This window comes from Ferrovibrio sp. (assembly GCF_029255545.1).
Taxonomy (GTDB): domain Bacteria; phylum Pseudomonadota; class Alphaproteobacteria; order Ferrovibrionales; family Ferrovibrionaceae; genus Ferrovibrio.
On the sequence record NZ_JANLJJ010000091.1, the window covers coordinates 1 to 12,959 of the forward strand.

Annotated in this window: 15 protein-coding genes; 11 read left to right on the plus strand and 4 right to left on the minus strand. The window is 62.4% G+C overall.

What is annotated here, in order from left to right; genetic code table 11:
- From pstS to hutG, 3 genes are all read right to left on the minus strand, one after another.
- On the minus strand, positions 1-872 hold an 872-nt coding region (pstS, locus tag Q1J79_RS17370; RefSeq protein ID WP_300302858.1), incomplete at its 3' end, for a phosphate ABC transporter substrate-binding protein PstS.
- 387 nt (positions 873-1,259) lie between these two features.
- A complete protein-coding gene (locus Q1J79_RS17375) occupies positions 1,260-2,648 on the minus strand; it encodes an ATP-binding protein (protein ID WP_300302860.1) in 1,389 nt (462 codons plus the stop codon).
- 72 nt (positions 2,649-2,720) lie between these two features.
- Positions 2,721-3,533: an N-formylglutamate deformylase gene (gene hutG / locus Q1J79_RS17380; RefSeq protein WP_300302862.1), complete on the minus strand. Its 813-nt coding sequence runs from the start codon at positions 3,531-3,533 to the stop codon at positions 2,721-2,723.
- 199 nt (positions 3,534-3,732) lie between these two features.
- On the opposite strand from hutG, the gene Q1J79_RS17385 reads away from it, so the two are divergent.
- Complete coding sequence (locus Q1J79_RS17385) at positions 3,733-4,389, plus strand: TerC family protein (protein ID WP_300302864.1); 657 nt, start codon at positions 3,733-3,735, stop codon at positions 4,387-4,389.
- A gap of 3 nt (positions 4,390-4,392) precedes the next feature.
- Here the strand turns inward: Q1J79_RS17385 and Q1J79_RS17390 are convergent, their stop codons facing one another.
- On the minus strand, positions 4,393-5,307 hold the full coding sequence (locus tag Q1J79_RS17390; RefSeq protein ID WP_300302866.1) for an alpha/beta fold hydrolase: 915 nt from the start codon (positions 5,305-5,307) through the stop codon (positions 4,393-4,395).
- 157 nt (positions 5,308-5,464) lie between these two features.
- Here Q1J79_RS17390 and Q1J79_RS17395 point away from each other — a divergent pair, with 157 nt between their 5' ends.
- From Q1J79_RS17395 to Q1J79_RS17440, 10 genes are all read left to right on the plus strand, one after another.
- Positions 5,465-5,764, plus strand: a complete 300-nt coding sequence (locus Q1J79_RS17395) for a thioredoxin family protein (protein ID WP_300302868.1) — start codon at positions 5,465-5,467, stop codon at positions 5,762-5,764.
- A 127-nt stretch (positions 5,765-5,891) separates the two neighbouring features.
- A complete protein-coding gene (soxX, locus tag Q1J79_RS17400; protein WP_300302870.1) occupies positions 5,892-6,356 on the plus strand; it encodes a sulfur oxidation c-type cytochrome SoxX in 465 nt (154 codons plus the stop codon).
- A gap of 32 nt (positions 6,357-6,388) precedes the next feature.
- Positions 6,389-6,865 (plus strand): thiosulfate oxidation carrier protein SoxY, encoded by a 477-nt coding sequence (soxY, locus tag Q1J79_RS17405; RefSeq protein ID WP_300302872.1) that lies wholly within the window; start codon positions 6,389-6,391, stop codon positions 6,863-6,865.
- A 45-nt stretch (positions 6,866-6,910) separates the two neighbouring features.
- A complete protein-coding gene (gene soxZ / locus Q1J79_RS17410) occupies positions 6,911-7,240 on the plus strand; it encodes a thiosulfate oxidation carrier complex protein SoxZ (RefSeq protein WP_300302874.1) in 330 nt (109 codons plus the stop codon).
- Positions 7,241-7,250: 10 nt separating this feature from the next.
- Positions 7,251-8,117 carry a sulfur oxidation c-type cytochrome SoxA gene (gene soxA, locus Q1J79_RS17415; RefSeq protein ID WP_300302876.1) on the plus strand — a complete coding sequence of 289 codons (867 nt, stop codon included), beginning with the start codon at positions 7,251-7,253 and terminating at the stop codon, positions 8,115-8,117.
- 102 nt (positions 8,118-8,219) lie between these two features.
- Positions 8,220-9,929, plus strand: coding sequence for a thiosulfohydrolase SoxB (gene soxB, locus Q1J79_RS17420; RefSeq protein WP_300302878.1), 1,710 nt, complete (start codon positions 8,220-8,222; stop codon positions 9,927-9,929).
- Between the two features lie 25 nt (positions 9,930-9,954).
- A complete protein-coding gene (gene soxC, locus Q1J79_RS17425; protein ID WP_300302880.1) occupies positions 9,955-11,232 on the plus strand; it encodes a sulfite dehydrogenase in 1,278 nt (425 codons plus the stop codon).
- The gene (locus Q1J79_RS17430) at positions 11,216-11,875 is read left to right on the plus strand and encodes a cytochrome c (protein ID WP_300302882.1); all 660 of its coding nucleotides are present in this window, start codon (positions 11,216-11,218) and stop codon (positions 11,873-11,875) included. Before soxC ends, Q1J79_RS17430 begins: the two co-directional genes overlap by 17 nt.
- A 2-nt stretch (positions 11,876-11,877) precedes the next feature.
- Positions 11,878-12,336, plus strand: a complete 459-nt coding sequence (locus Q1J79_RS17435) for a DsrE family protein (protein ID WP_300302884.1) — start codon at positions 11,878-11,880, stop codon at positions 12,334-12,336.
- Between the two features lie 14 nt (positions 12,337-12,350).
- A complete protein-coding gene (locus Q1J79_RS17440; protein WP_300302886.1) occupies positions 12,351-12,956 on the plus strand; it encodes a thioredoxin family protein in 606 nt (201 codons plus the stop codon).
- The last annotated feature ends 3 nt before the right edge of the window (positions 12,957-12,959 follow it).

Consider the following 12,959-nt stretch of genomic DNA (forward strand, 5'->3'; position numbering starts at 1 on the left):
TTCTTGTACATCAGGATGAAGCTGGCGCCGGTAATCGGCCAGCTCTTGTCGCCCGGCTCCTCGGTCAGGATGACCTCGAAGCCCGGCGTGCCAGCCCAATCCGCATTGGCGGCGGCAGCCTTGAAGCTATCCGATTCCGGCTGAACCGCCTTGCCCGCCTTGTTGACCATGCGCAGGTGGGTCAGTTTGTTCTGTTTGGCATAGGCATACTCGACATAACCGATCGCACCGTCGGTCTGGCCCGACATGTTGGCGACGCCCTCATTGCCCTTGGCGCCGATGCCGGTCGGCCACTGCACGGCCGTGCTGGCACCAACCTTGGACTTCCAGTCGGCACTGACCTTCGACAGATAGTCAGTGAACAGGAACGTGGTGCCCGACCCGTCCGAACGATGCACCACGGCAATGGCGGTGGCCGGCAGATTGGCGCTCGGATTCAGCTTCTTGATCGCCGGATCGTTCCAGGTCTTGATCTCGCCCATGAACATCTTGGCAAGGGTCGGACCATCGATCACCAATTCACCCGGCTTGATGCCCTTGACGTTCGCCACCGGGACCACGCCGCCCATGATCATGGGGAACTGGATCAGGCCAGCTTCGTCGAGATCCTTCGGCTTCAGCGGCATGTCGGAGGCGCCAAAGGTGACGGTCTTGGCCTTGATCTGCTTGATGCCGCCGCCGGACCCGATTGACTGGTAGTTCAGGCCGATGCCGGTCTCTTTCTTATAGGCATCCGCCCACTTCGAGTAGATCGGATACGGGAAGGTCGCGCCGGCGCCCGAAATATCGGCGGCCTGGGCGGCACCAAGACCGAGCGTGGTCGCGAACGCGACAACGGCAGCCTTGAGCAGGATTGGCTTGAACTTGAGCACGGGTCTCTCCCTCTGCTTGAAACGTATAGACGTCGGTCAGGTGATCTGACGCGCCGGCAGGTATAGAGAGGGCATATGACGGATAGTTTGCAGGAATATGACAGTTGCAAGAATCATTGCCCGCCCCCTGCAAGATTCATAAAATACTCGAAAGTATATAATTATTCTTTATGCGGATTTTTACTATAATAAAAAATATACCTCAAAATAAATAATGTGGATAATTTCGAATTCATTATTTTTTGCTTCACCATTCACATGAGAAATTTACTTATTAAATCTACTTGATAACTATAATTACTGAAATAATTCTTATGATTCGTTTATGATTTAAAAAATAGATCTATGCATTATAGATCGAGCCGCAGCTTTTATGACAGCGCCTGATTATGACACAGGCGGTCCGGCCGGCAGTCCGGAGCGGGCTGGCAGGGGCAGTCGCACCATAAAACTGCTGCCCTCGCCCAATTCCGATTCGATGACAAGCCGGCCGCGATGACGGTTGATGATGTGCTTGACGATCGCCAGGCCCAGGCCGGTGCCCCCGAGGTCGCGGCTGCGGGCCGAATCGACCCGGTAGAACCGCTCGGTCAGGCGCGGCAAATGCTCGCGGGGAATACCCTCGCCGTGATCGCGCACCCCAACCTCCAGCCAGTCGGCCTCGACCGCGCGCAGGGCGATTTCGACCGGGGTTTCGGCACGGCCGTATTTGATCGCGTTGTCGATCAGGTTCTGGAACACCTGCATCAGTTCGTCGCGGGCGCCGCGCACCGGCGGCAGGCTCTCGTCCAGGACCAGCCGGATCGGCATCTGCTTGGCCCTGGCCTGCGGCTCCAGGGCGGCGGCGGCATCGCGCAGCAAAGGCGCCAGGGCGATGGTTTCCGACGGCCGGTCATGTTCGCGCATCTCGATCTGCGACAGCGACAGCAGATCCTGGATCAGCCGGGCCATGCGCGCCGCCTGGTCGCGCATAATGCCGAGAAAGCGGATCCGCGCCGCCTCGTCATCGCGTGCCGGGCCCAGCAGGGTTTCGATAAAACCGACCAGCGAGGCCAGCGGCGTACGCAGTTCGTGGCTGGCATTGGCGACGAAATCGGCGCGCATCTTCTCGGCCTTGCGCAAGGCGGTAAGGTCATGTAGCGCCAACACCGCCGCCGAGCCTTCGCTGCTGGCCGGCAGGGCAACCACGCGCAGGCTGAAACTGCGGCCATCGGGCACCGGCAGGGTCAGGTCGGCCGAGGCCATGCCGGTCTCGCCGCGCAGCACCGCATCGGCGGCATCCAGCACGGCCGGATGGCGCATCGCCACCGCCAGGTCGTTCCCGATGATGTCGTTACCAAAGAATTTGCGGGCGGCGAAATTCGCCCGCGCGATATTGCGCCCGTCATCCAGCAGCAAAACCGGATCTGGCAGCGCGTTGAGAATGGCGTCGGCGGTGGTGCTGTGCAGCGCAACCTGCCCCTGCTCGTCCAGCAGGGTCTGGCGCAGACGTTCCACCGTGGCGCCCAGTTCGCCGATCATGGTGAGCGCATCCCATTCGCCGCTCTGGCGCGGCGCGCCACCCAGAATCTCGTCGGTGCGGCGCAGCACCCGCCAGGCGGCATGGGTATGCCACGCAGCGAACAGGGCCGACACCGCCAGCAACGCGCCGATAATCATCCAGGCGGAGACATCGCTCAGCGCACCGGCCAGGCGTGCCAGTAGAATGATGGCGGCCTGCGGCAGGCCGAGCAGCACGAACAGGGCGAACCAGCGGGTGACAGGGAACCGGGCCACCGTATTTCCCGCGGCGGGTTGAGGGCTTTTCGCTGGCTCGGTCATATCCTGCCCCTTATCCGCTGCCGTCCGTCAGCCCCGGTCTGCCGGCTGCCAGTGCAGCAGCGTTTCGACCAGTTTGCGCAGTATGGCCATCAACGGCGCGGCGCGGCCGGCATCCCAATGCTCCAGCCGTCCCTCATCCATATAACAGTCGCGGGCGATTTCGAGTTGCAGCGCATGGATGCCGTCGGCCGGGCGACCATAGTGACGGGTGATATAGCCGCCCTTGAAGCGACCGTTATACACATGGGTGAAGCCCTTGGCAGCACTGAGTACGTCACAGGCACGATCCGCCAGGCCGGCCGCACAGCTGGCGCCGTCATTGGTGCCGAGATTAAGGTCGGGCAGCCGACCGGCAAAGAAACGCGGCACTTCGGCGGCAATGCTGTGGCCATCGAGCAGAACGGCAAAGCCGTGGCGGGCGCGAACAGCCTCAAGCTCGGCCGACAGGCGGCGGTGATAGGGGTGCCAATAGCGGTTCGCCCGGGCCGCCACTTCGGCAGCATCAGGCCCGTCCCCATCGCGATAGAGCAGCCGGCCATCGAAATCGCGGGTCGGGCAGAGTTCGGTATTGTCCGCGCCGGGGTATAATGCGCGCCCTTCCGGATCGCGGTTGAGGTCAACGACATAACGCGAATGGGTCGCCACCATCAGGCCGGCGCCGAGTTCGGTGGCAAAGGCATACAGCTTCTCGACATGCCAGTCGGTGTCGGTCAGGCGCCGGGCCGTGTCGGTCAGGCGCTCCGGCAGGCCGGGGCCAAGCCCCAGGCCGGCATGCGGCACATTGATCAGTAACGGCGTGGCGCCGGGAACAAGAGTGAACAGAGGTGCGTTTTCGGTCATGCTCGAAGGCTGGAAAAGCGGGGTCGACATAGGTAACAAAGCGGACCGCTGGCGCCAAGCCGCGATCACCGCCGACATGGATATTTCACAGGTGGTAGTCGCCTGGCCCAGGCCGACATTTGAGGATGACCGGGCTTTACCCTAGAGTGCGGTGGCTTTTTTCAGCGACCTCCCCAGTCGCATAACGCAAGGCAGTTCGATGGACCTTACCCTGCTCGGCTATACGATCAGCGCTTCCCATATCAGCGCGTTCCTGCAAGTCATCATGATCGACGTCATCCTGTCGGGTGACAATGCCATCGTCATCGGCATGGCCGTGGCCGGCCTGGCGCCGCAGCAGCGCAACAAGATCATCGTTTACGGCATCCTGGCCGCCACCGTGCTGCGCATCCTGTTTGCCGGCATCGCCGTGCAGTTGCTGCAGATCATCGGCCTGACCCTGGCCGGCGGCATCCTGCTGCTCTGGGTAGCCTGGAAGATGTGGCGCGAACTGCGCGCGCAGGCCAAGGGGGAAGCCGGCGGCGAAGACGGCGACACCGGCAAGCCGGCGCCGAAGACGCAGCGCGAAGCCGTGATGCAGATCATCATCGCCGACCTGTCGATGTCGCTGGACAACGTGCTGGCCGTCGCCGGCGCTGCCCGCGAGCATCCCTATATCCTCGCCTTCGGCCTGGTGCTCTCCATCGCCCTGATGGCGATCGCCTCGAAGTTCATTGCCCGCCTGCTCGACCGCTATCACTGGATCGCCTATATCGGCCTGCTGATCATCGGCTATGTGGCGCTGCGCATGATCTGGGAGGGCGGCTTCCAGGTGATGGATGCCACCGGCCTGCAGGCCATGCTGACCGGCAAATAGAGGCTATTCAGCCCAGAATTTGGCGATTGCGTCGGCGAGATCCTCGCCGTAGAGATCCTTGAAGAAATGATCCGCGCCATCGATCGTGATGGTGCGGATTTTTTCTGCGCGCTTTGCTGACTGCAGTTTCTGCGGCAGATCCTTCACCACCTCATCGGCACCGGCGATTGCCAGCAGCACGGGGCGATTGATACGGGCCAACTGGCTCGGCGTATCGTTGCGGCCATCGCCGCTATGGTAATCGAGGAAGGTCGCGGCCGCCACGCTGGTTTTCGGACAGTACAGGAAATCCGTGCCGGTCAGCAGCTCAGCGCCCTTGCCGGCAGAAACCAGTGCTTCAGCCTTTGCGGCAATCGCGTTGAAATCGCCGCCGAAGCGCACCTTGTATTCGGCTGGCGCGGCGGCACGGTCAAAGGTTGCCGGCGCTGCCAGCACAATCTTCTGCAATGCCGTCGGCAGCTTTTCTCCCGCTTGCGCGGCGTACCAGGCAACCTGGGCGCCGCCGCGCGAATGTCCGAGCAGGCCGATCTTCGCCGCGCCCGCCTTGCCGGCCCAGTCGATCCAGGCGGCGATCTCGGCCGCGGCCTGGGCATTGCCGTGGCGATGCGGCACGGCGCAATCATACATGCCCTTGCGGTCGGAAACGCCCAGCGACAGCGTCACCGCCACGGTGGAAAGCCCGCGTTCCGCCAGCGTCTCCTGCAGCGCTTGCATGATCTCCATGCGGTTATGCGCCAGCGTGCCATGCACCAGCACCATGACGCCGTCGCGCAGCGCCTTGCCGCCGGCCAGCTTCAGTTCGCCGTCCAGCCCACGTCCTTCCTGCACCAGCCGTATCGGCTCGGCACGGACCAGCCCTGTCAGAGACAACAAAGCGACCAGGCTCAGCCCCAACATCCGGCGACGGTTATGCGACATGCGTTTTTCTCCCTGTGCAGGCCCGGCTATTGATCGCAGGCGGACCATAAAATAACATCAATCTATGATATTTTTTAAAGTTGCACAATTCATATGTGTTATAATGATTGGATTATGGGCGGCCCTGCCGGCCCATGCCCAGCCCCGGGAGCTTGTCATGTTCGAGCGCCAGGATTGTTCCTGGTGCAAGGCCTGGCATCGCGAAGTCGGCCCGGGCTACGACAAGTCCGAAGAAGGCCGGCAGGCGCCGCTGCGGCGCGTCGACCTTGACAGGGACTGGCCGGCCGACCTGCCCCGGCTGGGCATCCGCTATACGCCGACCTTCGTTCTGATGACGTGTGGGCACGAGATCGGTCGACTCGTAGGCTATCCCGGTGCGGATTTCTTTTATCCCAAGGTTGAGGCTCTACTCGAGCAATCGCAGGGCAATGGAAAAACATCGGGAAATTGCGGTTAACGCGATGCGACAAAACACCACTTGCAAAATGTGGAATGAGTTTGTTATGGACACGATAACCTTCAGCCTTGCAGGCTGGCCTGACCGGATGACCGGCAGAGAACGATCGGGAGGAATGATGCGCCAGATGCGCCTACTTACAGCTTGCCTTGCCGGCACCGCCGCCATGCTGGCCGCGACCGTTTCGTTCGCCCAGGAAATCCGCGATGCCAACCTCACCCCCTATGCGGTGAAGGATTACGCCATTGAGAAATCGCTGACCGGCAAGCCCGGCGATCCGGCCAAGGGCCGGCAGATCGCCACCACCAGCGGTCAGGGCAACTGCGTGATCTGCCACAAGATGCCGATCCCCGAGGTCGCCTTCCGCATCGGCAATGTCGGCCCCGACCTGACCGAGGTGGGCGGACGCCTGACAGCGGCCGAAATCCGCATGCGGATCGTTAATCCCAAGCTGCTCAACGAAGAGACCATCATGCCGGCCTATTACCGCGTGACCGGCCTCAACCGCGTCGACAAAAAAGCCCAGGGCAAGCCGATGCTGAGCGCCGAGCAGGTCGAAGACCTGGTCGCCTATCTTTCGACGCTGAAATAAACATCCCCGGATCTGGAACAGGAGCGCCCGACATGACCGCATCGTCTCAATCCCTCAACCGCCGCGGCCTCAGCCGCCGCCAGGCCGTCGCCGCCCTCGGGCTTGGCAGCGTCGTCGTCACCCTGGTCCCGCTCAGCGCCGAGGCAACGCCGGAAAGCGCCAAGAAGATGCTTGGCGATCTGGTCAAGGCCGCGCCGAAAGCCGGCAAGGTGCAGATCAAGACTCAGGAAATCGCCGAGAATGGCAACACCGTGCCGGTCACCATCTCGGTCGAAAGCCCGATGACCGACAAGGACTACGTGAAGGAAATCCATGTCGTGTCCGACAAGAACCCGCAGCCGGGCGTCGCCAGCTTCATGCTGACCCCGGCCAATGGCAAGGCGGAAGTGCAGTTCCGCATGCGCATGGCGGAAACCCAGAATGTCATTGCGGTCGCGGTGATGAGCGACGGCAGCGCCTGGACCGCGGCCCGCGAGGTCAAGGTCACCATCGGCGGCTGCGGCGGCTGATCGGTCGCGCAACGGGCAGGCAGAGACACAGGAAAGGATCGAACCATGGCTGCAGACATCAAACCGCGTATCCGCGTACCGCAGACCGCCAAGAAGGATGAGATCATCGAGATCAAGACGCTGATCTCGCATCCGATGGAATCCGGCCAGCGCAAGGATTCGCAAGGTAAAATCATCCCGCGCAAGATCATCAACAAGATGACGGTTGCCTTCAACGGCAAGCCGGTTTTCGAGGCCAAGCTGGAGCCCTCGATCTCGGCGAACCCGTACCTGTCGTTCTTTCTGAAATGCAGCGCCAGCGGCAATCTGGATTTCACGTGGACGGATGACGACGGCAGCGTCTACAAGGCGACGCAAGCCATTACGGTGGCCTGAGGTGCCGCGCATGCCCCGCCTGCGCTCCCCCCTGCTCACCGCCGCAGCGGCGTTGGCTGTACTTGGCAGCCTGGCCGCCTGCGATGGTGACAAGTCGAAATCGGCCGCGATGGCCGATTCCGGCGATCCGCTGGCGCAATACCGCGCCAACCCGAAATACAAGGCCTTCATGGCCGGCGAGAAGATGTCGGGCTATGTTTTCGCCTCGCCCGAGACCCAGGCGATGCAGGACGACGACTTCGAGAATCCCGGTATGCTGGCCGTACAGGATGGCGAGGAAGAATGGAGCAAGGTGGAAGGCGCCGCCGGAAAGTCCTGTGCCTCCTGCCACCAGGATGCGGCGAAAAGCATGAAGGGCGTCGCCGTCAGCTATCCGAAATTCGAGCCCAAGCGCGGTAAGCTGGCCAATATCGAGCACCGCATCAATCTTTGCCGCACCGAGCATATGAAGGCGCCAGAGCTGAAATGGGAATCCAAGCCCCTGCTCGGCCTGACCGCCTATGTCGAGCATCAGTCGCGTGGCCTGCCGATCAGCGTGAAGGTCGATGGTCCGGCAGCCCCCTTCTTCGAGGAGGGCAAGAAATTCTACTATACCCGACGCGGCCAGATGGATATCGCCTGCGCGCAATGCCATGAACAGAATCCCGGCATGAATATCGGCGTCGAGAATCTGAGCCAGGGCCAGTCGAACGGGTATCCGACCTATCGCCTGAAATGGCAGTCTTTCGGATCGCTGCATCGCCGCTTCGAAGGCTGCAATCAGGAAGTCCGCGCCGAGCCCTATCCGCGCGGTTCCGACGAATACACAAACCTTGAACTCTACGTCGCCTGGCGCGGCAACGGGCTGAAGTCCGAAGCTCCCAGCGTCCGCCGCTAAGTCGTCACGGCCACTCCGGTTTCGGAGTGGCCGTTTGCGTATTTTGTACATAAAAAAACTGCTGAAAAATTCAGCTGCTATAAAGAGGAACAGAGAGCCCCCATGTTGAGCCGCCGCGATATCCTCCAGGCGTCCGCCGCCGCTGCCGTTCTGCTTGGCAGCGGTATGCGCGTCGGCGCCGCTGCCGCCACGCAGAAGATCAATCAGGCCGATCTGTTGCGCTTCCAGCCGGTCGGCCAGGTCACGCTGCTGCATTTCACCGATATTCACGCCCAGCTGGTTCCGCTGTATTTCCGTGAGCCAAGCGTGAATATCGGCGTTGGCGAAGCACTTGGCCTGCCGCCGCACCTGGTCGGCAAATACCTGCTGGATCAATACGGCATCAAGGCCGGCACGCCGGAAGCTCATGCGCTGGCCTATCCCGATTTCGTGCAGCTGGCCAAGGACTATGGCCGGTTGGGCGGCGTGGCTCATATGGCCACGCTGATCAAGGCAATCCGCGCCGAACGGCCGAACAACACGCTGCTGCTGGATGGCGGCGATACCTGGCAGGGCAGCTACACCTCGCTGGCGACCAAGGGCGCCGACATGGTGAAGGTGATGGAGGCCCTGGGCGTCGATGCCATGACGGCGCATTGGGAATTCACCTACGGCGCCGAGCGCGTGAAAGAGCTGGCCGAAGGGATGAAAATCCCGTTCCTGTGCGGCAACGTGAAGGACAACAGCTTCGGTGACGCGGTATTCGACGCGATCAAGATGTTCGAGCGCGGCGGGGTCAAGATCGCCGTGATCGGCCAGGCCTTCCCCTACACGCCGATTGCCAACCCGCGCTATATGATCCCGGACTGGTCGTTCGGCATCGAAGAGGAAAAGGTGCAGGAGCATGTCGAGGCGGCGCGCGCCCAAGGCGCCGAGCTCGTCGTGCTGCTCAGCCATAATGGTTTCGATGTCGACCGCAAGCTTGCGGCCCGGGTCAAGGGCATTGACGTCATCCTTACCGGCCACACCCATGACGCCATCCCCGCGCCGGTGAAGGTCGGCAACACCCTGCTGATCGCGCCGGGCAGCCATGGCAAGTTCCTCGCCCGCCTCGATTTGCAGGTGAAGGACAAGCGCGTCACCGATTACCGCTTCCGTCTGATTCCGGTCTTCTCCGATGCCATTGCGCCTGACCCGGCGATGGCGAAACTGGTCGATGAGGTACGCGCGCCACACAGGGCGGTGCTCGACAAGGTTTATGGCCGCGCCGACTCGCTGCTATACCGTCGCGGCAATTTCAATGGCACCTTCGACGACCTGATCTGCCAGGCGATGATCGCCGAGCGTGAGGCGGAAATCGCGCTGTCGCCCGGCTTCCGCTGGGGCGCGACCCTGCTGCCCGGCCAGGATATCACCGGCGACATCCTCTATTCGCAGACCGCGATTACCTATCCGAATGTCTATCGCAACCAGATGACCGGCGAATTCCTCAAGACCGTACTGGAGGACGTCGCGGACAACCTGTTTAACCCGGATCCCTATTACCAGCAGGGCGGCGACATGGTGCGGGTTGGCGGGCTGGCCTACACCATCGATATCGCCAAGCCGATCGGCCAGCGCATCTCGAACATGACGCTGCTGCGGACCGGCCAGCCGATCGATCCGGCCAAATCCTATGCCGTGGCCGGCTGGGCCTCGATCAACGAGGGGACCGAAGGACCGCCGATCTACGATCTGGTCGGCAAATACATCGCCACGCAAAAGACGGTGAAGATTCCTGAAAACCGCAGCGTGAAAGTTGTCGGCGCCGATCAGCGCGGTATTGCCGGCTGAACGGACCCCGGAGGAGGAAACGACAATGACCGAGACGAAAGACAAGCCTTCACGGCGCAGCTTCCTGAAGAAATCCGTAGCCGCTGGCGGTTTTACCCTACTGGCCGGCGCTGGCGTAGGCGAGGCGATGGCGGCTGGCGAGGACAACCTGCCGCCGAATGTGCCGGAATGGATGAAGACGCTGGGCTCCGGCGTCACCGCCAATCCCTATGGCTCGCCATCGTCCTATGAGAAGAACGTGATCCGCCGCAATGTCGGCTGGCTCACCGCCACGGAAGAATCGTCGATCAATTTCACCCCGATCCACGAGCTGGACGGCATCATCACGCCGAGCGGCCTGTGCTTCGAGCGCCATCACGGTGGCGTGCCCGAGATCGACCCTGAGCAGCATCGCCTGATGATCCACGGCCTGGTCGACCGGCCGCTGATCTTCACTATGGATGAACTGATGCGCTTCCCCTCGGTCAGCCGCATCCACTTCCTGGAATGCCCGGCCAATGGCGGCATGGAATGGAAAGGCGCGCAGATGGCCGGCGTGCAGTTCAGCCATGGCATGGTGCATTGCTGCGAATGGACCGGCGTCAAGCTGTCTACCCTGCTGGCCGAAGTGGGCGTCCAGAAGGCAGCGAAATGGCTGCTGGCTGAAGGCGCCGATGCCGCCGCGATGACGCGCAGCATCCCGCTGGACAAGGCGATGGACGACATTATCGTCGCCTATTCGCAGAACGGCGAGCGCATCCGGCCGGAGAACGGCTATCCGCTGCGCCTGCTGGTACCGGGCTGGGAAGGCAACGTGAATGTCAAATGGCTGCGCCGCATCAAGGTCGGTGACCAGCCCTGGCATCACCGCGAAGAGACCTCGAAATACACCGACCTGATGCCGGACGGCAAAGCACGGCAGTTCACCTTCGTGCAGGAAGCCAATTCGGTGATCACCTCACCCTGCCCAGAAAAGCCGATGAAATTCGGCAAGGGTTTCTACGAGATTCGCGGCATCGCCTGGTCAGGCTATGGCAAGATCAAAAAGGTGGATGTCAGTATCGATGGCGGCATGAACTGGAAAACCGCCGAACTGCAGTCGCCGGTCTTCTCCAAGAGCCTGACGCGTTTCCGCCTGCCGCTGCAATGGGACGGGCGACCGATGCTGCTGCAGAGCCGCGCAATGGACGAAAGCGGTTATGTGCAGCCCACCATCGAGGCGCTGCGCAAGGCGCGCGGCCTCAATTCGATCTACCACAAGAATTCGGTCCATACCTGGCGTGTGCTGCCGACCGGCGAGGTGCAGAATGTCCAAGTCGCTTAAGCTGCTCTCTCTCGTTTTCGTCTGCAGCATTGCCCTGCCCGTCCTGGCGCAGGACAAGGCGCCACCCAAGCCTTTCGGCTTCGGCAAGCCTGCCACCAAGGAGCAGGTCGCCGGCTGGGATATCGATGTGCGTGGCCCCGACGGCGCCGGCCTGCCGCCCGGCAAGGGGACGGTCGCCGCCGGCGAGGAGCTGTATATGGCGCAATGCGCCGCCTGCCATGGCGAATTCGCCGAGGGTGCCGGGCGCTATCCAGAACTGGTCGGCGGCCGGGGCACGCTGAAATCGGAAGACCCGCGCAAGACCGTCGACAGCTACTGGCCGCACGGCCCCGGCGTGTTCGATTATATCCGCCGCGCCATGCCGTTTGGCGCGCCACAGAGCTTGTCTCCGGATGAAGTCTATTCCATCGTGGCCTGGCTGCTGAACCAGGCCGACCTGTGGCCCGCTGACAAGGACCTCGATGCCGCCGGCCTGCGTCAGATCAAGCTGCCGAACCGCGACGGTTTCATCGCCGGCGGCGATCCCCGACCCGATGTGAAGCCCGACACATGCATGACCAATTGCCGCAAGGCTCCGCCGAAAATCACCAGCGATCTGGCCGCCCGGCTGGGCGTGACGCCGACCCAGAAAACCGGCGACTGAGCATGTGGAGCCGACGCAGCCTGCTGCTGGCCGCTCTGCCGGCGGCAGGCTTATCCGCGATGCCGGGCATGGCGGTGGCGCAGAAATTCGCCGACCCGCAGCCCAGCATCGACAATCCGCGCAAGATCGTGCTCAGCCTGTCGGAAGATGATCCGAAACGGATCAACGCGGTGATCAGCAACATCGTCAATATCCAGAAGTATTACGATGCCACCCAGGTAAAGCTGGCGGTGGTGGCCTATGGTCCGGGCATCGTCGCGGTGCTGAAAGGCCAGAGCCCGGTGGCGCAGCGCATTGCCGCCCTGCAGGACCTGGAGGTCGAATTCGTGGCCTGCGGCGCTACACTGGAAACCCTGAAGAAAACCCAAGCCGACCTGCTGCCCGATATCGCCGTGGTGCCCAATGGCCTGCCCGAGATCGTCGAGCGCGGCCTGCGTGGCTGGATTTACCTGCATCCGTGATCCGGAGGCCCGTCATGCTGACCCGTCGCACCCTGCTCCGCTCTGCTCTCGCCGCCGGCATCGCTCCGGCGCTGCTGCCTGGCCCGGCCCGCGCCACCAAACTGAACGACGACGGCCTGCATGTGGAGGACTGGTGGCTGGAGAGCTTCCTCGACCTCAAGCAGGACATTGAGGACGCCGCCGCCAAGGGCAAGCGCGTCGTGCTGAGCTTCGAACAACGCGGCTGCATCTACTGCGCCGAGATGCATGAGAAGCATCTCGCCAGCCCGGTGATCAGTGGCTATATCCGCAAGCATTTCGAGATGATCCAGGTCAACCTGTTCGGCGGTCGCGAGATCACCGACCTGGACGGCAAGGTCCTGCCCGAGAAGGACATGGCCCGCAAATGGGCGGTGACCACCACGCCGACGCTGTTCTTCCTGCCGCCGGCAGCCGGGGCTGTCTCGGTGAAAGACGCTGCTTCGGCCCGCATGCGTGGCCTGCTGCCGCCGCCGACCTTCCTGGCCATGTTCCGCTATGTGGCCGAGCGCGCCTACGAGAAGGGCGAGTTCCCCGCCTATGCCCGACAGCATGAAGCCGAGTTGGCCAAGGCCATCGCCGCCGGCACGCCGATCAACTAGACT